Here is a 22731-nt window from a genome sequence, read left to right as displayed (position 1 = left end):
CCCGACCGTGCCGGACCGCGCACCCGCCGGGCCGCACGCTCCTCGCCCCGCTCAGCTCATCGCCCGGTGCAGGCCCTTCACCTCCGCCTGTCCCGGCGACTGCCCCAGCGCGCGGTCCAGGTCGGCCCACAGGTCCTCGACGTCCTCCAGGCCCACCGACATCCGCAGCAGCCGGTCGCCGACCCCGGCGCCCCGCCGGTCGTCCGCGTCGACGATGCGGTGGCTGATGGACGCCGGGTGCTGGATCAGGGTGTCGACACTGCCGAGGCTCACGGCCGGCGTGATCAGGCCGACGCCGCCGATGACGGCGTGCGGGTCGCCGTGCACCTCGAAGGCGACCATCGCTCCGCCGATGGACGGGTAGTGCACCCGGGCGACACGCGGGTCGTCCGCCAGGCGGGCAGCCAGTTCCGCCGCGGTGGCGGAGGCGGCCCGCACCCGGACCGGCAGGGTGGACAGCCCGCGCAGCAGCAGATAGCCGGCGAGCGGGTGCAGCACCCCGCCGGTGGCGAACCGCACCTGCCGCAGCCGGCCGGCGAACTCCTCGTCGCAGGCCACCACACCGGCCATCACGTCGCCGTGGCCGCCGAGGTACTTGGTGGCGCTGTGCAGCACGAGGCGCGCGCCCTGCTCGGCCGGGCGTTGCAGCACAGGGGTGGCGAAGGTGTTGTCGGCGAGCAGCGGGACGGATCCGCAGGCGTGGGCGACGGCCCGCAGGTCCACCTCGGCCAGCGTCGGGTTGGCCGGGGACTCGACCATCACCAGACCGGTGTCCGGGCGCAGCGCGTCGGTGATCCCGGCCGGGTCGGTCCAGGTCACCTCGGTGCCGAGCAGCCCCGCGGTGAGCAGGTGGTCGGAGCAGCCGTAGAGCGGGCGCACGGCGACGACGTGCCGCAGGCCCATGGCGGACCGGACGAGGAGCACCGCGCTCAGCGCGGCCATGCCGCTGGCGAACGCCACCGCGGCCTCGGTGCCCTCCAGCCGGGCCAGAGCGGTCTCGAAGCGGGCGACGGTGGGGTTGCCGAGCCGTCCGTAGACCGGGGTGCCGTCGAGGTCGGCGCCGTCGGTGGCGAAGGCGTCGATGCGGGCGGCCTCGGCGCGGCTGTCGTAGGAGGGGTAGGTGGTGGACAGGTCGATCGGCGGGGCGTGCAGTCCCTGCCGGGCGAGGTCGTCACGGCCGGCGTGCACCGCCTCGGTGGCCAGTGCTCTGGGTGCGCGGTGTACGTCGTCGTACGCGGGCGTGCTCGCGGAGTCCAAGGGCGTGTCCATGAGCGAAGGGTGAACAGTGGCCGGGATGACGTGGTCGAGGGCCGTGCTACGTTCGCCACATGGCCGAATCCGTCGTACTGGATCCGGTGGATCTGCATCTGCTGCGGCTGTTGCAGAACGACGCCCGGACCACCTACCGCGACCTCGCCGCGCGGGTCGGGGTCGCACCGTCGACCTGTCTTGACCGGGTGGCCCGGCTGCGCCGCTCGGGGCTCATTCTCGGCCACCGGCTGCGGCTCGACCCCGCCAAGCTGGGCAGGGGCCTTCAGGCGCTGCTGTCGGTACAGGTGCGACCGCACCGGCGGGAGCTGGTGGGGCCGTTCGTGGAGCGGATCCGGGCCCTGCCGGAGTCTCTGACCGTGTTCCATCTGACCGGTCCTGACGACTACCTGGTCCATGTCGCGGTCGCGGACATGGCCGACCTCCAGCGCCTGGTCCTGGACGAGTTCACGGCCCGGCGGGAAGTGGCCCGGGTGGAGACCCGGTTGATCTTCCAGCAGTGGGACTGCGGTCCCCTGCTGCCGCCCGGCACGCAATCGGGCACGCCCTCGGCGAAATCGGACGGACCAAAGCCAGATCCCGGGTAAACCGGGCTGACGCGACCCGCCCATCCGTACGAGGATGGGCGGCATGTCACAGACCAAGAGCCCGCTGCCCCGTCAGGTCGCCGACGCCTACGTCGACGAACTCATCGCCCTCGACCCGATCATCGGCACCTATCTCGGTGTGAAGGAGAGCTCGAGCAGGCTGCCCGACACCTCGCCCGCCGGCTGGCAGGCGCTCACGGACCTCGCGCGCACCACCCTGGCCCGGCTGGACGAGGCCGAACGGCAGCCAGGCGCGGACAGCGACATCGAGCGCCGGTGCGCCCGCCTGCTGCGCGAGCGCCTGACCGCGGAACTCGCGGTGTACGACGCCGACGAGGGCCTGCGCACGGTGAGCAACATCCACAGCCCGGTGCACTCGGTGCGCGATGTGTTCACGATCACCCCCAGCGCCACGGACGAGGACTGGGCCGCGATCGCCGAGCGCCTGCGGGCCGTACCGGCCGCGCTGCGCGGCTACCGCGAGTCCCTCGCCCTCGCTCTGGACCGCAAGCTGTACGGCGGCCCGCAGCCGACGGCGATCTTCATCGAGCAGCTCACCGAGTGGTCGGACACCGACGGCAAGGGCCGCGGCTGGTTCGAGGACTTCGCCTCCGAGGGCCCCGAGTCCCTGCGCGCGGAACTGGACGAGGCCGCGCGTACGGCGACCGCGGCCGTCGTGGAACTGCGGGACTGGATGCGCGACGTGTACGCGCCGGCGATCGGTGACGCCCCGGACACGGTCGGACGCGAGCGCTACGCCCGCTTCTCTCGCTACTACAACGGCACGGACCTGGACCTCAACGAGGCGTACGCGTACGGCTGGTCGGAGTTCCACCGACTGCTCGGCGAGATGAAGCAGGAGGCCGAGAAGATCCTGCCCGGCGCCGAGACCCCGTGGGTGGCCCTCGCGCACCTCGACGAGCACGGCACGCACATCGAGGGCGTCGACGAGGTCCGCCAGTGGTTGCAGGACCTGATGGACGAGGCGATCGAGGCGCTCGACGGCACCCACTTCGAACTGGCCGAGCGGGTGCGGAAGGTGGAGTCGTGCATCGCGCCGCCCGGCGGCGCCGCGGCCCCCTACTACACGGCGCCGTCCGCCGACTTCTCCCGGCCGGGCCGGACCTGGCTGCCGACCATGGGAGAGACCCGCTTCCCGGTCTACGACCTGGTCTCGACCTGGTACCACGAGGGCGTCCCCGGCCACCATCTCCAGCTCGCCCAGTGGGCGCACGTGGCCGACGACCTCTCGCGCTACCAGGCCACCGTCGGCGGGGTCAGCGCCAACGCCGAGGGCTGGGCGCTGTACGCGGAGCGCCTGATGGACGAACTCGGCTTCCTCACCGACCCGGAGCGGCGGCTCGGCTATCTGGACGCGCAGATGATGCGCGCGATCCGCGTCATCATCGACATCGGCATGCACCTGGAGCTGGACATTCCGGCGGACTCGCCGTTCCACCCGGGTGAGCGCTGGACGCCGGAGCTGGCCCGGGAGTTCTTCGGCGCGCACAGCAGCCGTCCGAGGGACTTCGTGGCGAGCGAGCTGATCCGCTATCTGTCGATGCCCGGCCAGGCGATCGGCTACAAGCTGGGTGAGCGGGCCTGGCTGCTGGGCAGGGAGAAGGCCAAGGAGCGCCACGGCGCCGCGTTCGACGCGAAGGCCTGGCACATGGCGGCCCTGTCGCAGGGTTCGCTGGGCCTGGACGACCTGGTGGACGAGCTCTCCCAGCTGTGACCCACCGCGGGCGGCCGGTCTCCGGCTGCCCGCCGGGGGCCTTCGCCGCCGGTCCCGTGGGAGAGCGGCGCCCCGGGTCCGAACCGTCGCCGCGGCCCGCTCAGCCCGCTCCGCGCAGCCGTACGGCCGACCCCGATCTGCCCTTGACGACCTCGAGTTGGGCGTGGACGCGCCGCCGCAGGTCGGCGACGTGGCTGACGATCCCGACGCTGCGGTCGCGTTCGCGCAGGGAGTCGAGGACGTCGAGGACCTCGTCCAGGGTCTGGTCGTCGAGGCTTCCGAAGCCCTCGTCGATGAAGAGGGTGTCCAGGCGCACCCCGCCGGCCTCGTCCGTGACGACGTCCGCGAGTCCGAGGGCGAGGGCGAGCGAGGCGAAGAACGTCTCGCCGCCCGACAGGGTCGCCGTGTCCCGTTCGCGGCCGGTCCAGGCGTCGACGACGTGCAGTCCGAGACCGCTGCGGCCGCGGCCGGCCCGGTCGTCGGAGTGGACCAGGGTGTAGCGGCCGGACGACATGCGCCGCAGGCGCGCGGTCGCGGCGGCGGCCACCTGTTCCAGGCGGGCCGCGAGGACGTAGGACTCCAGGCGCATCCTTCGCTCGTTGTCGGCCGAGGTGCCGGCGGTGAGGGCGGCCAGACGGGCCACGCGGTCGTACTCCTCGCGCAACGGCGCCAGCCGGCGTGTGCCGGTCGCCGCGCGCGCGGAGAGCCGGTCGAGTTCGGCGCAGCGGCGTTCTGCGGCGTCCCGCACGGAGGCGGCCTCCCGCAGCCGCCGATCCGCGGCGGCCGCGGCGGCCTCCGCGGCGGTGACGTCGGCGGGCGGCTGCCCGGCGGCCGACGCGGTGTCGGCCTCGGCGAGGACCGCGCGCACGGCGGCCTCCTCCGTGTGCCAGGCGTCCAGGCGCCGTTGCAGCTCGCGGTGGGCGGCGTCGTCGAGGAGGGCGGCGGACGCGGCCTCGGGGGTGTCGAAGCCGGCCCGGAAGGCGGCCTCGGCGAGCCGTCCGTCGGCGTCCTTGAGCCGCTCGGCGCTGTCCTCGGCGGCGCGTGCCGCGTCGGCGGCCTCGGTGAGCAGCGCCGCGCGCCGCTGGAGTTGGGCGGCGCGCGCGGCGACGCTCCCGGCGGCCCCCCTGGCCTGTGCCAACTCCGCTTCCAGGGCGGCCTTCTCGCGGTCCAGGCTCTCCCGCAGGGCCAGCCGGGAGGTCGCCCGGAGTTCGGCCTCCCGGCGGTCGGTCAGCCGCCGCTCGCGCTCCTGCTCGGCGTGGTGCAGCTCCTGCTGTGCCGCGTGCAGGGTGGAGGCGTCCCGGCGGGCCCGGGCCAGCTCGGCCTCCAGTTCCCCGGCCTCCTCGGCGAGTCGCGCCGTTCGGGTGTCGCCCGCCTCGGCGGTGGCGGCGGCCAGTTCCTCGCGTACGGCGCCCAGGCGGCGCTCGTCCCGTGCGCGCTGCTCCTCGGCGGCCTGGTGGTCGGCGAGCGCGCTCTCCTCCGCCTCGCGGTCGACGTGCCCGGCGACCTTGCGCGCGGGTGCGGGGTGTTCGGTGGCGCCGCAGACGGCGCAGGGCTCGCCGTCGGTGAGACTCGCGGCCAGTTCGGCCGCGATGCCGGTCAGGCGCTGCTCCTTCAGCTCCAGCCAGTGCTCCTTGGCGCGTGCGGCGGCCTCGGCGGAGGCGAGTGCCCGCCGCCGCTCCTCCTCGGTGTCCGCGGCCAGTGAGTCGCGCACCCGGGCGGCGGCGAGCCGCTGTCGCGCGGGCTCCAGCCGCAGGGCGAGCCGCTCGGCCCGGGCGGCGGCCTCCTGGGCGGTGTCGACGCGCGTCCGAAGTGCCGACCGGACCGTCTCCCATCCGGCGAGCCAGGCCTCGGTCTCCTGGAGGACGTCGTCGTCGGCGCGTTCCTGCCGGTCCGCCGCGGCGCGCTCGGCGACGACCGCGGCCAGGCGCTGCTCGGCGCGGCGGGCCGACTCCAGCCCGCCCAGTTCCTCGGCGGCGCGGCGCGCGGCGGCGGCCAGTCCGGCGGCCCCGCCGTCGGCGAACTCCGCCGGGAGCACCGCACGCGCGCGTGCCTCGGCGGCGGCCGCACGGCGGTACTCGGCCTCGGCGGTCTCGCGCAGTTCCAGCGCCGGTGCCACCGTCTCGGCCTTGCGCCCCCGCTCCATCCTCGCCTGTGCCTCCCGGTGGGCACCGGCCCGTTCCGCCAGGCGCTCGGCACGCTCCCGCGCCTCGGCGGACCGCCGTTGCAGCCGGGCCACGTCGCGTACCCGGTGCAGGGCCGCCCCGGCGACGGCGTGGGCGGACTCGGCGGCCGTGAGCCGGCAGCGGGCGACGGTCAGTTGCTCGCGCGCGGTGGCACGGGCGACGGCGGCCGCGGCCAGGACGGTCTGCGCCAGGCCGGGCTCGCCCGGCGCGAGGTCCGGCAGTTCCATGGCGTCGCCCGCCGCCTGCTGCATACGGTGCGCGTCGGCCAGCAGTTCGGCGTCGACCTCGCGCACCCGGGCCTCGGTGGCGCGCCTGCGCTCGGCGAGACGCTTCTCCACCTCGGCGAAACGGTGCGTGTCGAACAGCCGGCCGAGCAGCTTGCCCCGGGCCTCGGCGTCGGCGCGCAGGAACCGCGCGAAGTCACCCTGCGGCAGCAGCACGACCTGGCAGAACTGCTCGCGGCTCATCCCGAGCAGCTGGGTGATCTCCTCCCCTATCTCCTGGTGGGAACGGCTGAGGTCCTTCCAGGCACCGGTGGTCGCGTCGTACTCGCGCAGCAGGCTCTGGGCCTTGTCGAGCGTGGTGCCCGTGCCGCGCTTCTTGGGGCGCTCCCAGGGCGGCAGGCGGGTGACCTCCAGCCGGCGTCCGGCGACGGTGAGGTCGAGGGTGACCTGCGTGCGGGTGCCCGCGACGGCGTGGTCGCTGCGCAGGGTCGTGCCCTGTCCGCTCTGCCGGGCGCCGGGGACGGCGCCGTACAGCGCGTAGCACACGGCGTCCAGTACGGAGGTCTTGCCGGCGCCGGTGGGACCGTGCAGCAGGAACAGCCCGGCGGCCGACAGCGCGTCGAAGTCGACCGTCTGCGAGCCGCCGAAGGGTCCGAAGGCGGTGATGTCGAGCCGGTGCAGCCTCACCGCGCCACCTCCCGTACCGCCTCGTCGGCGCGCACCGCGTCGAACGTCTCGCGCAGCACGGCCTGTTCGTGCTCGTCAGGTGCGGCGCCGCGCACGTGGGCCACGAAGTCCTCCGCGATCTGCTGGTCGCCGCGGCCGGCCAGCCGGCGGGCGTAGGACACGTCCGGTTCGCCGGGGGCGCGTTCGGGTTCGAAGACGAGGCTGAGGGTGTGCGGGAAGCGCTCGGTGAGGCGGGCCATGGGTTCGGCGGGGCGGACCGGGTCGGTGAGCGTCGCCTCGACCCATGCCTCGCGGTGGCGGGTGAGGTCCGGGTCGGCGAGCAGGTCCTCCAGCGTGCCCCGGATCCGGGCCAGCGCGCGCGGGACCGGGCAGTCGACCCGCTCGGCGCCGGCGAAGCCGTCGGCGTCCAGGTCGACGAGCCACATGCTCTTGCGGTGGGCGGCCTCGGAGAAGGAGTACGGCAGCGGGGAGCCGGAGTAGCGCACGCGCTCGGAGATGGCCTGGCAGCCGTGCAGATGGCCCAGGGCGGTGTAGTCGACGTCGGCGAAGACGCCCGCGGGGACGGCGGCGACCCCGCCGACGGTGATGTCCCGTTCGCTGTCGCTGGGCTCGCCGCCGGTGACGAAGGCGTGCGCGAGGACGACGGAGCGGGTGCCGCGCGCGCGGGTGGCGAGGTCGGCGCGGACCCGGTCCATGGCGGCCGCGAGCACTGCCTCGTGGCCGGCACTGTCGACGCCGAACTCGTCCTTGACCAGGGCCGGTTCGAGGTAGGGCAGCCCATAGAAGGCCACGTCGCCGTGCGTGTCCGCGAGGACCACCGGGGTCCCGCACGCCGACGGCTCGGTGCGCAGGTGGATGCCCGCGCGGTCGATCAGCCCCGCGCCGACGCCGAGACGGCGGGCCGAGTCGTGGTTCCCGGAGATCATCACCGTGGGCACGCCGAGGCCGGCGAACCGGTGCAGGGCGTCGTCGAAGAGTTCGACGGCGGCCAGCGGGGGCACCGCGCGGTCGTACACGTCCCCCGACACGACCACCGCGTCGACGGCACGCTCGCGCACCGTCGTGACCAGGTGGCCGATGAAATCGGCCTGGGCGTCGAGCATGTTCACACGGTGGAACGCCCGGCCCAGGTGCCAGTCGGAAGTGTGCAGGAGCCTCATGATCCCGGAAGACTAACGGCCGGGTCTGACATCACGGGCGGTTACTCCCGTACCGGCCGTCCCGCACGGCACCGGACAGAACGATTGGCGCGGTACGCCCGATATGTCACGCATCTCCGTAGGCCTCGCCGCCCAGTTCGAACCCGGCGGTCCCGGCCGTGGCGTCCGCGAGCCATCCCCGGAAGGCGTCCACCTCGGCGTCCGGCAGGCCGATCTCGATCGTGACCGCCTCGCCGTAGCGCACGTCCCGCACCTCGCGCCCGGTGGCCCTGAGATCGTTCTGCACCTTGCCGGCCCGCAAGTGGTCCACGGTCACCGTGGCGATGCGGAACCTGCGCCGGGTGCGGGTGCCGAGCGCGTCCAGCGCTTCGCCGACGGATCCGCCGTAGGCCCGGATGAGCCCGCCCGCGCCGAGCTTGACACCGCCGTAGTAACGGGTGACGACGGCGACGACGTACCGCATGTCGCGGCGCAGCAGCATCTGGAGCATGGGGACGCCGGCGGTGCCGCCCGGCTCGCCGTCGTCGCTCGCCTTCTGGATCCCGGCGTCGGCGCCGATGACGTACGCCCAACAGTTGTGCGTGGCGTCGGCGTGCTCCTTGCGGACGGCCGCGACGAAGTCCTGGGCCTCGCGCTCGGTGGCCGCCGGGGCGAGGGCGCACAGGAAGCGCGAGCGGTTGATCTCGGTCTCGTGCACGCCCGCGCGTGCCACTGTGCGGTACTCGTCCTGCATCGGTCCAGCCTATGCGGCGCCCGGGTGGGTGCCGCACGAGGGTTCGCTCCGACCGGCCGGTGGGAGGACCGGCCGCAGGGCACGCGCGTGGTTCACCGCCGCTTCTTGCTGCCCCTCGGCACCAGCAGGTCCGTCAGAAGGGCCGCGTCCGGGGCGAGGGAGGACCAGTCGGGGCCGTACCAGGACAGGACGGCGACGGCGGAGGTCGGGAACTTCGTCCGGAGCCGGTCCAGGGTGTCGTTCAGGCCGTCCCCCGCCAGGTCCAGGACCAGTTCCTCCAGGCCCGGGTTGTGGCCGAGCAGCAGCAGCGTCGCGATCTCGGGCGGCGCCTCGCGCACGGCGGCGAGCAGGTCGGGGGCGTCGGCGGCGTACAACCGGCGGTCGTAGCGGACCGGCGGCGGGGTGCCCCACTGGGCGGAGGCCAGTTCCCAGGTCTGCCGGGCGCGCCGCGCGGTGGAGCACAGCGCGAGGTCCGGGAGGCAGTCGGACTCGGCGAGCGCGCGGCCCGCCGCGGGTGCGTCCCGTCGGCCGCGGGGCGCGAGCGGGCGGTCGTGGTCGGCGACGCCCTCGGGCCATGCGGACTTGGCGTGCCGCAGGACCACCAGGCGGCGCAGGGTGGTGCCGGTCCCGGTGCGGGCGATCACGTGGCCCGCCCGAGGTCGCGTGTGAGATCGAGGCCGAGCAGCCGGTCGGCGTAGGCGTACGTCTCGAAGCGCGCGCCGTCCGCCAGGTCCGGATCGGTCCCGGCGCCCTCCAGTACCCGCAGGACCGCCGGCATGTCCAGATCGTCCTCCCAGGCGGCGCGCAGCCGTCCGCGCACCGCGTCGGGGACCGGCCGGGAGGGCTGCCGCGCCCACTCGGCGACCGCCGCGCGCCAGCGCGCCAGGGTCTCACGGGCGTCGTCCAGCGCGGCCTCGTCCAGCCGTACGGGCCGGGTGCGGCGGTGGCTGAGCAGGACCAGGCGCCAGGCGGCGGGGTCGTCGCCCGGCGCGGGGACGGCGGGTACGGCCGCGTCGACGGGCGCGACGGCGATCCGGACGCCGCCGGTCGCGGTGTCGGCGCCCTCGACGGCCACATGGACGACCTGGGCCTCGCCCAGGGTGGCGCCGGCGCCGCGGCCGTCCTCGAAGGGCCGGACGCCGAGCGCGGCGGCCGCCGCCCGCAGTTCCTGCGCCTGTTGCCGGTCGCCGGACAGCAGCGGCCACACGGGCGTGCCGCTCAGTTCGAGGGCGCGGACGAGGATGTCGGCGACCAGCAGCACGCGCGGACCCGAGGCGCCGGAGCCCGACGCGTGGGCCTCGACACGGGTCAGCCCGCGGCGAGCGGGGGCGGCGTCCACGGGCTCGCCGGTTCGGGCGTCGATGATGCGCAGCACGGCCCGAGCGTAGGCCGCCGGACGGCCGCGCGCAGACTCACGGCGCGCGTTCCGGACAGGTCGGCGGGTTTCGCGGGGTCCGGGAATCGCCGGGCGGCGTCCGTCGTTGCCCGGACGGCATCCCTTCCCGAGACGAGGAGACCCCTGGTGTACGGCGACGCTGCGACCATCCGGAAGATCCTGACCGCGCACGGTGACACCTGGGCGATCGTGGGCCTGTCGTCGAACCGCGGCCGGGCCGCGTACGGCGTAGCCGAGGTGCTGCGGCGCTTCGGCAAGCGGGTCGTGCCGGTCCACCCGAAGGCGGAGACGGTGCACGGCGAGCAGGGGTACGCCTCCCTCGCGGACATCCCGTTCGAGGTGGACGTGGTCGACGTGTTCGTCAACAGCGATCTCGCCGGCCAGGTCGCCGACGAGGCGGTCGCCAAGGGCGCGAAGGCCGTCTGGTTCCAGCTCGGAGTGGTCGACGAGGCCGCCTTCGAGCGCACCCGAGCGGCGGGCCTCGACATGGTCATGGACCGCTGCCCTGCCATCGAGATCCCCCGCCTGGGTTGATCTTTCGTTCGGCCGCCCGCCGCTTCGGACCGGAGGAACCGCCTCAGTCGTGGAGGGGCCGGTCGCCGAGTCGGTGGTCGGCGACGTTCAGTGCCTCGCCGAGCAGCCGGCGCAGATGGCCGTCGCGCAGGGAGTAGACCACCCGGCGGCCCTCCTTGCGCGTGTCCACCAGCCCGGCCAGCCGCAGCCGGGCCAGGTGCTGGCTGACCGCCGGACGGGCCGCCCCGCACGTCTCGGTGAGTGTGGTGACGTCGGCCTCGCCGGACAGGAGCGCGTGCAGCAGGGCGAGCCGGGTGCGGTCGCCGAGCAGGGCGAGGAGTTCGGCGGCCAGCGCCAGTTGCTCCTCGCCCGGGGTGCGCGGGTGCGTGTCGTGTGCAGCTGACAGGTGCATGCGTGCGCTCATACGCACATAATGGCGTCGTGGGCGCCACGCGTCCACCTCCGCGCGCACCGGAAGGGGAACCACGTGAGTGACCCGCACCGTCACGGACCCGGGCCCGGGCACAGGCACGGGCGCCTGCCGGGCCGCCGCCTCGCCCACCTCCTCACCCCCCACTCCCACGAGCCCGCCACCCGGCTGGACCCCGCGCTGGAGTCCTCCGCCCGCGGCCTGCGGGCGCTGTGGGCCTCGCTGGCCGTGCTCGGCGCCACGGCGCTCGCGCAGGCGGTGGTGGTGGTCGCGTCCGGTTCGGTCGCGCTGCTCGGCGACACGGTGCACAACACGGCGGACGCCCTGACCGCCGTACCGCTCGGGATCGCCTTCGTCCTGGGCCGCCGCGCGGCGACCCGGCGCTTCACCTACGGCTACGGACGCGCCGAGGACCTGGCGGGCCTGGTGATCGTGGTGACGATCACGGCGTCCGCCGCCTTCTCCGCCTGGACCGCCGTCCAGCGGCTTGTCGATCCGCGCCCCGTCGAGCACCTGCCCGCGGTCGCCCTGGCGGCGCTGGTCGGGTTCGCGGGCAACGAGTGGGTGGCCCGCCACCGGATCCGCGTGGGCCGCGCCATCGGCTCGGCCGCGCTGGTCGCCGACGGGCTGCACGCGCGCACGGACGGTTTCACCTCACTGGCCGTCCTGCTGGGCGCCGCCGGCTCGGCCCTCGGGCTGCGGGCCGCCGACCCGCTTGTGGGGCTGGCGATCACGGCGGCCATCGCACTGGTGCTGCGCGACGCGGCCCGGGAAGTCCTGCGGCGCATGATGGACGCCGTCGACCCGGCCCTGGTGGACCGCGCCGAAGGGGCGCTGCGCGAGGTGCCGGGCGTGCGGGCGGTCGGCGAGCTCCGGCTGCGCTGGATCGGGCACCGGCTGCGCGCGGAGGTCGCGGTGGTCGTGGACGGCGAGGCGACGGTGCGCCAGGCCCACGCCATCGCCGTCGAGGCCGAGCACGCGCTGCTCCATGCCGTACCCGGCCTCACCGCGGCCCTGGTCCACGCCGATCCGGCCGCGGCCCCGGGTAAGGCCGACCCCCATCTACGCCTCGCCCACCACGCGCGGGCCTGAGCGGCGCGCGCGGGGTCAGACGCCGAGCCCGTCGAGCACCACCGCGCCGGGCAGGTGCGCGAACGCCTTGCCCGGCACGAGGAGTTTGCCGCGGCGGCGGCCGCTGCCGACCAGGACGTAGGGCAGGTCGACGACGCGGGAGTCGACCAGGAGGGGCCAGTCGTCGGGCAGTCCGACGGGGGTGATGCCGCCGTACTCCATGCCGGTCTCCCCGGTCGCCACCTCCATGGACGCGAAGGAGGCCTTGCGGGCGTCGAGTTGGCGGCGCACGACGCCGTTGACGTCGACGCGGGTGGTGGACAGGACCAGGCAGGCGGCCAGCCGGGTCTCGCCGCCGCGCCGGCCCGCCACGACCACGCAGTTCGCGGAGGTCTCGAGCAGGTCCTGGCCGTAGTGCTCGACGAAGACGGCGGTGTCGGCCCACTCCGGGTCCGTCTCGACGTAGACGATCTGGTCGGCCGGGACACCGCCACGCCAGTTGCGTACGGCGTCGGCGACCGGGCGGCTCAGCTCGTCGAGGCAGTCGGGGGCGGAGGTGGCCTGGTCGAAGTTCCCGATGGGTGCGCGCATGACCGCACGCTAACAGCCGCGCCGGGCCGTGCGGAGGGGCGTCTCAGTGCACGGGCGGCACGGACACGGCCATCACCATGTCCATCGGTTCGGCGCCGTCGTTGGCGTACGTGTGCGGGGTGTTGGCCTCGAAGGAGGCGCTCGCCCCCGCCGGGACGCGGTACTCCACGGCGTCGACGGTGAGGGTCAGCTCCCCCGCGGTGACGTGCACCAGTTCGACGGTGCCGGCGGGGTGCGGATCGGAAGGGCTGCCCTCGCCGGGCATCAGGCGCCACTCCCACATCTCCAGCGGACCGGGCGCCTCGACGCCCGCCAGGAGCCGGTTGTAGCTGCCGGCGTCGGTGTGCCACAGGCGGACGGCCTGGTCGGCCGGGACGACGCGGACGGTGGGGCCCTGCTCGTAGTCGAGCAGGGTGGTGATGCTGACGCCGAGCGCGTCACCGATCTTGACGACGGTGCCGAGGCTGGGGTTGGTGCGGGCCTGCTCGATCTGGATGAGCATGCCGCGGCTGACTCCCGCGCGCGCGGCGAGCGTGTCCAGGGTGAAGGCCCGCTCGGTGCGCCAGCGTTTGACGTTGCGCGCCAGGGACTGGGTCAGCAGTTCGAGGTCCGACACATTCCGTCCAATATGCTGGATGACAGAGTTTACTTTACTGAACTACGGTGGGTTGCACCGAATCGTTCACCGAACTGTACTGCGAGGCACGCCGTGACAGCATTCTTCGCCCTGGCCACCAGTCTTCTGTGGGGGCTGGCCGACTTCGGCGGCGGTCTGCTCACCCGGCGCATGCCCGCGCTGACGGTCGTCGTGGTCTCCCAGTCCGTCGCGGCGGTGGTGCTCGGCGTGATCGTCGTCGCCACCGGCGGCTGGAGCGAGGCCGGACCGCGGCTGTGGTTCGCGTTCGCCGCGGGCCTGGTCGGCCCGGTCGCGATGCTCTCCTTCTACAAGGCGCTCGCCCTCGGCCCGATGGGCGTGGTCTCGCCGCTGGCCTCGCTCGGCGTGGCCGTGCCGATCTCCGTCGGCCTGGTCCTGGGCGAACGGCCGGGGCTGCTCCAGGTCGCGGGCATCGCGGTCGCCGTCACCGGGGTCGTGCTCGCGGGCGGCCCGCGGCTGGGGGGCGCCACCGTGCAGCGGCGGGCGATCGGGCTGACCCTGGTCGCGGCCCTCGGCTTCGGCACGGTGTTCGCGCTGATCGCCGAGGCCTCCACCACCGTCACCGGCCTGTTCCTCGCGCTCTTCGTGCAGCGCCTGACCAACGTGGCGGCGGGCGGGGCCGCGCTGTACGCCTCCGCACGCCGCGGCGGGCCCGTACTGCCGGAGGCCGGCTTCCCCTGGCGCTCACTGCCCGCGCTCGGCTTCGTGGGCCTCGCGGACGTCGCGGCCAACGGCACGTACTGCGTCGCCGCCCAGCACGGCCCGGTCACGGTGGCGGCCGTCCTCGCCTCGCTCTACCCGGTGGTGACCGCGCTCGCCGCCCTCGGCTTCCTCAGCGAACGACTGCGGACCGTCCAGGCGGCCGGAGCGGGACTGGCCCTGGTGGGCACCCTGCTCCTGGCGACGGGCTGAGCCGCGCGGCGACCCGACCTGGGGCCTGTTGCGAAAGTCCCGTCGTCCGCCCAAAGGCCGGCAAACGACCGGGACCGGATGTCAGCCGCCCTCGGTCTCCAGTCCGGCCAGCCGGGAAGGGGACTCCTCGTCCCACTCGGCCAGCCGCGCGACGCCCTCCTCGTCCAGCTCCGCCAGGGCCAGCAGCTGCTCCGGAGTGATCCCCTGCGGTATCGGCACCGGGGCCGGGGTCCGCAGCGGCGGCTGCCAGCCCTCGGCGGCGGTCCAGCGGCGTACGACCTTGGCGGGCGCCCCCGCGACCACCGCGTGGTCGGGGACCTCGCCGCGCACCACCGCACCGGCCGCCACCACGACGTTCCGCCCGATCCGCGCCCCGGGCAGGATCACCGCGCCGGTGCCGATCCAGCAGCCGGGGCCGATCTCCACCGGCTCCATCCGGGGCCACTGCTTGCCGATGGGCTGGTGCGGGTCGTCGTAGGAGTGGTTGGTGGAGGTGACGTAGACATAGGGGCCGACGTAGCAGTCGCTGCCGATGGTGACCGTGGTGTCGGCGATGACGTGGCTGCCGCGGCCGAGCACCACTCCGTCCCCGATGCGCAGGATCGGCTCCGGACCGAGGTCGAGGTCGGGCATCAGACCGGCGGTCAGCGTGACCTGCTCGCCGACGATGCAGTGCGCGCCGAGGTGGATCCACGGCTCGCCGAAGACCGTGCCGAGCGGGAAGGCCAGCCTGGTACCTGTTCCCATCGCACCGAAGCGGAGGCGTCCGGGGCGTTCGGCCGTGACGGATCCCGTGCGCTGCACCCAGGCCCAGCCCGCGTGGACGGCGCGCTGCGCGAGGCGGCGCCACCATGATGAGAGCGGGTTCCTGCGCGTGGGCACCCGCTCACCGTACTCAGGCCGGGCCGCGCCCATGGCGCCGTACGTCTGTGATCTTCACCCCACCGGATGACGTACGGTGCGGTCGGGCCCACGCGGTGAACCGGGCCCGCGCGGTGAGAGGGAGAACGAGGATGACGGACAAGGCGCTGGTCGCGGGCATCGGCGGCCGCGAGCCGCAGGTGGACGAGGGGGCGTTCCTGGCGCCCACGGCCACGGTGATCGGTGACGTGTCGCTGGGCGCGGGCGCGAGCGTCTGGTACGGCGCGGTACTGCGCGGCGACGTGGAGCGGATCGCCGTCGGCGCGGGCAGCAACGTCCAGGACAACTGCACGCTGCACGCCGACCCCGGCTTCCCCGTCGGCGTCGGCGAGCGCGTCTCCATCGGGCACAACGCCGTGGTGCACGGCGCGACCGTCGAGGACGACTGCCTGATCGGCATGGGGGCGACCGTGCTGAACGGCGCGGTGATCGGCGCGGGGTCCCTGGTGGCGGCGCAGGCACTGGTGCCGCAGGGCATGCGGGTACCACCGGGCTCGCTGGTCGCGGGCGTCCCCGCGAAGGTCAGGCGGGAGCTGACGCAGGAGGAACGCCAGGCGATCACCCTGAACGGCACCATGTACACGCAGCTCGCCCAGGCGCACCGCGAGGTGCACGCCTGAGACCGGCCGTCCGCGCCCCTCTGCCCGGGGCGCGCCCGGCTACTCCCCGGCGCGAACCGGTTCCGGCTCCTCGGTCTCGCGCCGCGCGCTCTCCTGGGCCTTCTTCGCCTTGCGCTTGAGCACCAGCATCGAGACGAGCCCGATGAGCACGGCGGCCACCAGGCCGAGCCACGAGAACTTGCTCAGCCAGGACTCGGCCACGACACCCACGTAGTAGATGACCGCCGTGGTGCCGCCCGCCCAGCAGATGCCGCCGAGGAGGTTGGCGATGAGGAACTTCCAGTACGGCATGTGCAGCACGCCCGCCAGGGGGCCGGCGAAGATGCGCAGCAGGGCGACGAAGCGGCCGAAGAACACCGCCCACATGCCCCACTTCTCGAAGGAGCGCTCGGCGGTCGCGATGTGCCCCTCGCTGAAGTGGCTCGGGAACTTCTTCCCCAGCCAGGCGAGCAGCGGCCTGCCGCCCTTGCGGCCGATGGCGTAGCCGATGGAGTCGCCGATGACCGCGCCGGCCGTCGCGCACACGCCGAGGACGACCGGGTTGATGCCCGCGTGCTGGGAGGACAGCAGGGCCGCGGAGACCAGGACGATCTCGCCGGGCAGCGGGATGCCCAGGCTCTCCAGGCCGATGACCAGGCCGACCACGGCGTAGACGGCGGCCGCCGGTACCGTGTCGAGCCACTCCTGGACGTGCACCGCCGGTTCCTCCCCGTTTCGCGTCCCTGTGCTGCCGGGGCGCCACGAAAGACGCACCCCCCGGGAAGCCTACCGGTTCGGCCCGGCGGGGCGGCTCCCGCGGACCGCGCCCGCGTCCCCGTCCGCGACCGGACGGACCGGCGCCGCCGCTCCGGGGGCTCACCGAGGTGTCCGACCCGGTGCTCCGCGGCCGTGTGGAGGGCGGCGGCAGCTCAGCCGTTGGGCCGCAGGGTCCAGACCACCGTCATCTCTCCCGTGACGGCCCCGTCCGCGCGCCGGATCTCGATCGACACCGGGAACTCCGGCCGCTGTCCCGCGTCCAGTTCCGCGACGACGTCGGCGGCCGGACGGCCCAGGGTCGCGGTGGCGGTGACGGCACCCATGGCCAGCTTCCGGTAGGCGATCTCGGCCCGCACGGCGAGCGGCACGGCACGCGAGAGCTGGTCGCCGAACGCGGCCAGCACGACGGCCCCGCTCGCGGACTCGCCCAGCGTGAACATCGCGCCGGCGTGCGGCCCGCCCACGTGGTTGTGGTAGTCGGCCTGGTCCGGCAGGGCCACCACCGCCTCCTCCGGCGTGGTCCGAAGGAACTCGAGGTTCAGGGTCCTGGCCATCGGCACGGTGGCGGCGAGCATCTCGCCGATCGACATCTGCTCTGCGCTCATGCCGGAATGTTACTCACTGGTAGCTCTTTTGGGCCAGAGCGGCGGGCCGATATCCGCATCCGTCACTGGTACGTCCCTGACAAAAGGCGGTGACCGAATCGTGTCCCTGACGCCACTAGGGTTACTGCCCATGTGGCCAGGACAGCAGCCGCCCGGGGGCGAGCAGAACCCGCAGAACAACCCGTACCAGCAGCCGGGATACCAACAGCCGAATCCCTATCAGCAGCCCGGCTACCAGCAGCCCAACCCCTATGCCCAGCAACCGCAGTGGGGTGCGCCCACACAGCCGGGCGGCCCCCAGCCGCCGAAGCAGCCGGGCGGGGGTGGCAACCGGACGAAGCTCGTGGCGATCCTCTGCGTCACGGCCGTGGCTCTGACCGCGGGTGTGACCGGCTTCCTGGTGCTCGGCGGGGACAAGGACGACAAGGCCGACGGCGGGTCGACCGACGCCAAGTCGAGCCCGTCGCCCACCGCTTCGGCCTCCGCCGACCCGAGCGGCTCGGGCTCGGGCTCGGGCTCGGACGACAATCCGCGCGGCACGGACACGGAGAAGCCGACGATCCCCGGCTGGAAGGTCGTCGTGAACCCCAAGCGGGGCGTCGCCTTCGACGTCCCGGCCGACTGGGAGGTCCAGTCGGCCGGGACGAGCATCGGCTTCGAGGAAAAGGACGGCAAGCCGATCGCCATCATGTCCGGTGTGGCCGAGTACAAGACCAAGTGGTGCACGTCCGACGACGACAAGGACGGCCGCGAGGAGGACACCTCGCTCGCCGCGGCGGGCACCAAGGGTGCCAACGGCGCCAAGGACACCGACGAGGTGGCCGTGAACACCGTGGCCTGGTGGGTCTACGGCGGCTACACCCAGCCCGACAAGAAGAGCCTGACGTTCGACGAGAAGGCCAAGCCCTACACGACCACGTCGGGCATCAAGGGCAGCATCGCCTGGGCCCAGTCGAACAACACGCCCCGGAAGGGCAAGTGCGCGAGCGACGGCAAGGCCGTCTCCTTCGGCTTCAAGAACTCCGCCGGGGACTTCGTGTCCTGGAACTTCTACGGTGCCAAGGGCGTGAACGAGGAGGTCCCCACCGCGACCATCATGAAGATCCTCAGCACGGTCCGGCTGCACGGAACCCCGACCGGAGGCTGACCGGCACCCGCGGCGGCGCGTGCGGTGCTGATCAGCCGATGCCGAACGCGCCGTCCGGAGGCTCGGGCGACGCTACGGCGTCGTCGTCCCGCACCGGCCCGGCGTCCCCGGTGAACTCCCGTAGTGCGGGGCCGTGTTCGACGCGGGCGGGGAACGCGTCGGAGGCGGTGCGCCGGGTCAGCGCGGCCACGTCGAGGGGGCGGTGCGCGGCGATCAGCACCGCGTTGCCGAAGCGGCGGCCGCGCAGTACCGCGGGTTCGGCGATCAGCGCGAGTTCCTCGAACGCCGCCGCGAAGGTGGCCAGTTGGGAGCGCAGGAAGGCGAAAGGGGCGGCGTCGGCGAGGTTGGCGAGGTAGACCCCGCCGGGGCGCAGCACGCGCTCCGCCTCGCGGACGTAGCCGAGGGACGTGAGGTGGGCCGGGACCCGGGAGCCGCCGAAGACGTCCGCGATCAGGACGTCCGCCGAGTCGCCGGGGGCGGCCTCCAGCCAGGCGCGGGCGTCGGCGGGGTGCAGCGAGACGTCGGCGCCGGCCGGCAGCGGCAGGTGGGCGACGACCATCTCCAGCAGTCCGCGGTCGGCTTCGACGACGTCCTGCCGGGAGCCGGGCCGGGTCGCGGCCACGTACCGCGGCAGGGTGAGGGCGCCGCCGCCCAGGTGCAGCACGTCCAGCGGGGAGCCCGGCTCCGCGACCGTGTCCAGGACGTGTCCGAGCCGCCGCGCGTACTCGAACTCCAGGTGGGTGGGCTCGTCCAGGTCGACGTACGACTGCGGGGCGCCGTCCACGGTCAGCAGCCAGGCCCGCTCGCGGTCGACGTCGGGCATCAGCTTGGCGGTCCCGTGATCGACGGTCCGGGTCACGGGTATCTGCTCTGTCACGCGTCCATTGTGCCGGTCCGTCACCCCCTGAACGGCCCGGTCACGGCACGGGACGCCTGCGTCACGCACCGGGCGGCGCGGGGAGGCGGCGCGGGGACCGCCGGCCGGCAGGCGACGGCCGGCCGGCGGTCCCCGGCTCCCCCGATCCGCTTCACACGACGGCGGTCACGGTCCCCGCGCCGACGGTGCGTCCGCCCTCACGGATGGCGAACCCCAGCCCGGGCTCCAGGGGCACCTCGCGCCCCAGCTCCACCGTCATCGTGACCGTGTCGCCGGGCCGCGCGACGGCCGCCTCGCCGAGGTCCACGTCGCCCACCACGTCCGCCGTGCGGAGGTAGAACTGCGGCCGGTAGCCGGTGGACACCGGTGTCGTACGGCCGCCCTCGCGGCCCGACAGCACGTACACCCGCGCGGTGAAGCGCCGGCTCGGGACCACGCTGCCCGGCGCCGCGACGACGTGACCGCGGCCGACCGCGTCACGCGGCACCCCGCGCAGCAGCAGCGCCACGTTGTCCCCCGCCTGTGCCTCCTCCATGGGCTTGCCGAAGGTCTCCAGGCCGGTGACCACCGTGTCCAGGCCGGCGCCCAGGACCTCGACCCGGTCGCCGACGCGGACCGTGCCGCGCTCGACCGCGCCCGTCACCACGGTGCCGCGGCCGGTGATGGTGAGCACGTTCTCCACCGGCAGCAGGAACGGTGCGTCCAGGTACCGCTCGGGCATCGGCACATAGGTGTCCACCGCGTCGAGCAGCGCCTCGATCGACGCCGTCCAGCGCGGGTCGCCCTCCAGGGCACGAAGCCCGGAGACGCGTACGACGGGAACCGCGTCGCCGCCGAAGCCGTGCTCGGTGAGCAGGTCGCGGACCTCCAGTTCGACGAGGTCGACGAGTTCCTCGTCGCCTGCGTCGGCCTTGTTGAGGGCGACGACGATGTGGTTCACGCCCACCTGCCGGGCGAGCAGCACGTGTTCGGCGGTCTGCGGCATGATTCCGTCGAGCGCGGAGACGACGAGGATCGCGCCGTCGAGCTGCGCCGCCCCGGTGACCATGTTCTTGACGTAGTCGGCGTGACCCGGCATGTCCACGTGCGCGTAGTGCCGGGTGTCGGTCTCGTACTCGACGTGGGCGATGTTGATGGTGATGCCGCGCGCGGCCTCCTCCGGGGCCCGGTCGATGCGGTCGAACGGGACGAAGGTGCCGGAGCCGCGTGCGGCCAGCACCTTGGTGATGGCGGCGGTCAACGTGGTCTTGCCGTGGTCGACATGGCCCATCGTGCCGATGTTCAGGTGCGGTTTGGTGCGTACGTACGCCGTCTTGGGCATGGCTGTACCTCGAAGCCTGGTAGGTGCTGCGCTGCGGGACCCCACGGGATGGCCGACCCTCCCCCTGAGGGGTCCGCCGGACGGTCCGGGGAGGGTCAGCTTCGGGCGCCGTCGACTGCGGCGACGAGGATCAGGACGGCAGCCTTCGGGGCATCCGCGACCGCGGATGCTGCGAGGACGAAGGCGTGCCGGAACATGGGACCGATCATTCACGACACCCGGCCGCCCGTCGAACGGTTTTCGGGGCCGGCACGTTCAGGGGCGGCACTCTCGTGAGCCGGGCCCTGCGGCGATCACTCGTATCCGTCCGCTAATGTCACCGAATGCTCGATGCCACCACCCGCTCTGGGGGCACCGCCGCGGCCTCTCCCCGGGCCGCCGCCACCGAGCCGGCCGTCGCCGTCCCCGCGGCTCCGCCGGTCCCGGTCGCCGCGTCCGTCCGTCCCACCCGCCGGGCGGGAGTGCTGCTGTCGCCCTGGGCACGGCTCTCCCTGCTGCTCGTCCTGCTCACGGCGGCCGGAGCGTCCGTGCTGCTCTTCGAGCCGCAGAGGCTGCTCGCGCGCGGCTGGCCGCCGCATCTGGACGGGGCCGCCGCGGCGGTGGTGTTCGCCGCGGCGTACGGCCTGTGCACGGTGGCGTTCGTGCCACGGCCCCTGCTGAACCTGGCCGCGGGCGCGCTGTTCGGCTCGCAGCTGGGACTGGCGACGGCGCTGGCCGGTACGGTGCTGGGCGCCGGGGCGGCCTTCGCGCTCGGCCGTGTGCTGGGCCAGGACGCGCTGCGCCCGCTGCTGCGCGGCCGGCTGCTCAAGGCGGCGGACGGGCAGCTCAGCCGGCACGGCTTCCGTTCGATGATGGCGGCCCGGCTCTTCCCCGGGGTGCCGTTCTGGGCCGCCAACTACTGCGCCGCCGTCTCCCGCATGGGCTGGACGACGTTCCTCCTCGCCACGGCCCTCGGTTCGATCCCCAACACCGCCGCCTACGCCGTCGCCGGTGCCCGGGCCTCCGCACCGACCTCTCCGGCCTTCCTCCTGGCGATGGCCTGCATCGCGGTACCGGCCCTGCTGGGCACGGCGGTCGCCTGGCGCAAGCGCCACCACCTGCGGCGCCGCTGACGGCACCGCACGCGTACGCGTACCGGTGGGCCGGCCGGGACGGCCGAGGGTGACCGAGCCCATACGGCTGCTGTAGCCGTCCGGTAGCGCAGTGTCAGTCCTTGCCCCTAGGCTGTCGCCATGTTCCCCGATGCAGTGGCCCCTGGTTCCGTGCGGTCCGCCGCCGAGCTGAACGAGCAGATCCGGTCGCTGTGGCTGCGCTCGGGCGGGTCCCTGTCCGCCCAGGAGCGCGCGGCGTACGAGGTGCTGGTGGTCGAGTGGGCCACCGCGATGAGGGACGAACTCATCGCGGCCGCCTGACGTCCCCGGTCCGCGGGCGGTCGCCGCGCCGACGTGATCCGGCCGTCCGGCGGCCTGGTCCCGGCTCAGCGTCCGCCCGACACCCGCAGCACCGCTCCCGTCGTGTAGGAGGCGTCCGGCGACATCAGCCACGCGACCGCGGCGGCGACCTCGTCCGCCCGGCCCGCCCGGCCCAGCGGGATGCCTCCGGCCGCCCGCCGCGCCCGGTCCGGGTCGCCCATCGCCGCGTGCATCTGGGTGTCGATCATGCCGGGCGCGACCGCGTTGACGCGGATGCCGTCCGGGCCGAGTTCCTTGGCCAAGCCCAGGGTGAGGGCGTCCACGGCGGCCTTCGTCGCGGCGTAGTGGACGAACTCCCCGGGGCTGCCGAGGGTGGCCGCCGCGGACGACACGTTCACGATCACGCCGTTCTTGCGGGGCGCCATCAGCTGGGCCGCGCGGCGCGAACACAGCAGGGTGCCCAGGAGGTTGACGTCCACGACGCGCCGCAGGTCGGCGGTGTCGGTGTCGGCGAGCCGGCCCAGCGGTCCGCTCACTCCGGCGTTGTTCACCAGACCGGTCACCGGTCCGAGCCGCTCCTCCGCCGTGGCGAAGAGCCGCTCGACGTCCGCCTGCACCGAGGTGTCCAGCCGCACGGTCACCCCGCGCGCCCCGGCCTCGAGCACCTCGTCGGCCACCGCCTCGGCGGCCTCGGTGTCGTCGACGTACCCCACGACCACGTCGTGCCCTTCGGCCGCCAGCCGCCGGCAGATCGCGGCCCCGATGCCTCGGCCACCACCGGTGACGACTGTCACGAGACGCTTCATCCGGACCTCCCGAGCCCTGAGCTGCCACAGCCTTTGTGATCATCCTAGGACCGCCGACGTCCCCGTGTGGGGCACGAGCTCCGGCCCCGTGGAGGCCCTCTGGGCGGGATCTTCCGTGGC

General features: G+C 74.1%; 24 protein-coding genes. 9 read left to right on the top strand and 15 right to left on the bottom strand.

Translation table 11 applies throughout. The annotated features are described in order from the left end of the window. Window positions 1-51: 51 nt before the first annotated feature. Window positions 52-1269: a trans-sulfuration enzyme family protein gene (locus ACIHCX_RS14605; protein ID WP_400029316.1), complete on the bottom strand. Its 1218-nt coding sequence runs from the start codon at window positions 1267-1269 to the stop codon at window positions 52-54. Window positions 1270-1328: 59 nt separating this feature from the next. Between ACIHCX_RS14605 and ACIHCX_RS14600 the strand changes: the two genes are divergently transcribed. Further along, entirely contained in the window at window positions 1329-1856 is a 528-nt protein-coding gene (locus tag ACIHCX_RS14600; protein ID WP_400029315.1) for an Lrp/AsnC family transcriptional regulator, read from the top strand. Between the two features lie 43 nt (window positions 1857-1899). Further along, window positions 1900-3591 (top strand): DUF885 domain-containing protein, encoded by a 1692-nt coding sequence (locus ACIHCX_RS14595; protein WP_400029314.1) that lies wholly within the window; start codon window positions 1900-1902, stop codon window positions 3589-3591. 100 nt (window positions 3592-3691) lie between these two features. Here ACIHCX_RS14595 and ACIHCX_RS14590 read toward each other — a convergent pair whose 3' ends face one another. From ACIHCX_RS14590 to ACIHCX_RS14570, 5 genes are all read right to left on the bottom strand, one after another. Continuing rightward, the gene (locus ACIHCX_RS14590; protein ID WP_400029313.1) at window positions 3692-6685 is read right to left on the bottom strand and encodes an AAA family ATPase; all 2994 of its coding nucleotides are present in this window, start codon (window positions 6683-6685) and stop codon (window positions 3692-3694) included. After that, window positions 6682-7845 (bottom strand): exonuclease SbcCD subunit D, encoded by a 1164-nt coding sequence (locus ACIHCX_RS14585; protein WP_400029312.1) that lies wholly within the window; start codon window positions 7843-7845, stop codon window positions 6682-6684. The genes ACIHCX_RS14590 and ACIHCX_RS14585 overlap by 4 nt, the downstream gene beginning before the upstream one ends. Before the next feature lie 106 nt (window positions 7846-7951). After that, complete coding sequence (locus tag ACIHCX_RS14580) at window positions 7952-8578, bottom strand: YigZ family protein (RefSeq protein ID WP_400029311.1); 627 nt, start codon at window positions 8576-8578, stop codon at window positions 7952-7954. 92 nt (window positions 8579-8670) lie between these two features. Next, entirely contained in the window at window positions 8671-9222 is a 552-nt protein-coding gene (locus ACIHCX_RS14575; protein WP_400029310.1) for a SixA phosphatase family protein, read from the bottom strand. Continuing rightward, window positions 9219-9953: a hypothetical protein gene (locus tag ACIHCX_RS14570; RefSeq protein ID WP_400029309.1), complete on the bottom strand. Its 735-nt coding sequence runs from the start codon at window positions 9951-9953 to the stop codon at window positions 9219-9221. The genes ACIHCX_RS14575 and ACIHCX_RS14570 overlap by 4 nt, the downstream gene beginning before the upstream one ends. Window positions 9954-10100: 147 nt before the next feature. Between ACIHCX_RS14570 and ACIHCX_RS14565 the strand changes: the two genes are divergently transcribed. Further along, window positions 10101-10508 (top strand): CoA-binding protein, encoded by a 408-nt coding sequence (locus ACIHCX_RS14565; protein WP_400029308.1) that lies wholly within the window; start codon window positions 10101-10103, stop codon window positions 10506-10508. A 43-nt stretch (window positions 10509-10551) separates the two neighbouring features. Here ACIHCX_RS14565 and ACIHCX_RS14560 read toward each other — a convergent pair whose 3' ends face one another. Further along, window positions 10552-10911, bottom strand: coding sequence for an ArsR/SmtB family transcription factor (locus ACIHCX_RS14560; protein WP_400029307.1), 360 nt, complete (start codon window positions 10909-10911; stop codon window positions 10552-10554). A gap of 63 nt (window positions 10912-10974) precedes the next feature. Between ACIHCX_RS14560 and ACIHCX_RS14555 the strand changes: the two genes are divergently transcribed. Continuing rightward, the gene (locus ACIHCX_RS14555; RefSeq protein WP_400029306.1) at window positions 10975-12009 is read left to right on the top strand and encodes a cation diffusion facilitator family transporter; all 1035 of its coding nucleotides are present in this window, start codon (window positions 10975-10977) and stop codon (window positions 12007-12009) included. Between the two features lie 15 nt (window positions 12010-12024). On the opposite strand, the gene ACIHCX_RS14550 is transcribed toward ACIHCX_RS14555, so the two are convergent. Both ACIHCX_RS14550 and ACIHCX_RS14545 read right to left on the bottom strand, forming a co-directional pair. Further along, on the bottom strand, window positions 12025-12579 hold the full coding sequence (locus tag ACIHCX_RS14550) for a YbaK/EbsC family protein (protein WP_400029305.1): 555 nt from the start codon (window positions 12577-12579) through the stop codon (window positions 12025-12027). 43 nt (window positions 12580-12622) lie between these two features. Further along, on the bottom strand, window positions 12623-13195 hold the full coding sequence (locus ACIHCX_RS14545) for a helix-turn-helix domain-containing protein (protein ID WP_400029304.1): 573 nt from the start codon (window positions 13193-13195) through the stop codon (window positions 12623-12625). 93 nt (window positions 13196-13288) lie between these two features. Here ACIHCX_RS14545 and ACIHCX_RS14540 point away from each other — a divergent pair, with 93 nt between their 5' ends. Next, window positions 13289-14146 carry a DMT family transporter gene (locus ACIHCX_RS14540; RefSeq protein WP_400029303.1) on the top strand — a complete coding sequence of 286 codons (858 nt, stop codon included), beginning with the start codon at window positions 13289-13291 and terminating at the stop codon, window positions 14144-14146. Between the two features lie 81 nt (window positions 14147-14227). Here ACIHCX_RS14540 and ACIHCX_RS14535 read toward each other — a convergent pair whose 3' ends face one another. Beyond that, complete coding sequence (locus ACIHCX_RS14535) at window positions 14228-15061, bottom strand: acyltransferase (protein ID WP_400029302.1); 834 nt, start codon at window positions 15059-15061, stop codon at window positions 14228-14230. A 98-nt stretch (window positions 15062-15159) separates the two neighbouring features. On the opposite strand from ACIHCX_RS14535, the gene ACIHCX_RS14530 reads away from it, so the two are divergent. After that, window positions 15160-15687, top strand: a complete 528-nt coding sequence (locus ACIHCX_RS14530) for a gamma carbonic anhydrase family protein (protein ID WP_400029301.1) — start codon at window positions 15160-15162, stop codon at window positions 15685-15687. A gap of 39 nt (window positions 15688-15726) precedes the next feature. Here ACIHCX_RS14530 and ACIHCX_RS14525 read toward each other — a convergent pair whose 3' ends face one another. Together ACIHCX_RS14525 and ACIHCX_RS14520 are read right to left on the bottom strand one after the other, a co-directional pair. Next, entirely contained in the window at window positions 15727-16383 is a 657-nt protein-coding gene (locus ACIHCX_RS14525; protein WP_400029300.1) for a DedA family protein, read from the bottom strand. 212 nt (window positions 16384-16595) lie between these two features. Further along, window positions 16596-17033 carry a DUF4442 domain-containing protein gene (locus tag ACIHCX_RS14520; protein WP_400029959.1) on the bottom strand — a complete coding sequence of 146 codons (438 nt, stop codon included), beginning with the start codon at window positions 17031-17033 and terminating at the stop codon, window positions 16596-16598. Between the two features lie 145 nt (window positions 17034-17178). Between ACIHCX_RS14520 and ACIHCX_RS14515 the strand changes: the two genes are divergently transcribed. Continuing rightward, window positions 17179-18195 carry a hypothetical protein gene (locus ACIHCX_RS14515; RefSeq protein ID WP_400029299.1) on the top strand — a complete coding sequence of 339 codons (1017 nt, stop codon included), beginning with the start codon at window positions 17179-17181 and terminating at the stop codon, window positions 18193-18195. A gap of 31 nt (window positions 18196-18226) precedes the next feature. On the opposite strand, the gene ACIHCX_RS14510 is transcribed toward ACIHCX_RS14515, so the two are convergent. Next, window positions 18227-19072 carry a spermidine synthase gene (locus ACIHCX_RS14510; protein WP_400029298.1) on the bottom strand — a complete coding sequence of 282 codons (846 nt, stop codon included), beginning with the start codon at window positions 19070-19072 and terminating at the stop codon, window positions 18227-18229. Between the two features lie 151 nt (window positions 19073-19223). After that, window positions 19224-20393: an elongation factor Tu gene (gene tuf, locus ACIHCX_RS14505; RefSeq protein WP_400029297.1), complete on the bottom strand. Its 1170-nt coding sequence runs from the start codon at window positions 20391-20393 to the stop codon at window positions 19224-19226. Window positions 20394-20716: 323 nt separating this feature from the next. Here tuf and ACIHCX_RS14500 point away from each other — a divergent pair, with 323 nt between their 5' ends. Then, window positions 20717-21505: a TVP38/TMEM64 family protein gene (locus ACIHCX_RS14500; protein WP_400029296.1), complete on the top strand. Its 789-nt coding sequence runs from the start codon at window positions 20717-20719 to the stop codon at window positions 21503-21505. Between the two features lie 120 nt (window positions 21506-21625). Continuing rightward, window positions 21626-21805, top strand: a complete 180-nt coding sequence (locus tag ACIHCX_RS14495) for a hypothetical protein (RefSeq protein WP_400029295.1) — start codon at window positions 21626-21628, stop codon at window positions 21803-21805. Window positions 21806-21870: 65 nt separating this feature from the next. On the opposite strand, the gene ACIHCX_RS14490 is transcribed toward ACIHCX_RS14495, so the two are convergent. After that, entirely contained in the window at window positions 21871-22611 is a 741-nt protein-coding gene (locus tag ACIHCX_RS14490; protein ID WP_400029294.1) for an SDR family NAD(P)-dependent oxidoreductase, read from the bottom strand. Window positions 22612-22731 lie beyond the last annotated feature (120 nt).

It is taken from the genome of Streptomyces sp. NPDC052043, assembly GCF_044548235.1.
GTDB lineage: Bacteria > Actinomycetota > Actinomycetes > Streptomycetales > Streptomycetaceae > Streptomyces.
Note: the sequence above shows the minus strand (reverse complement) of the source record. Positions and strands in the feature narration are given on the sequence as shown.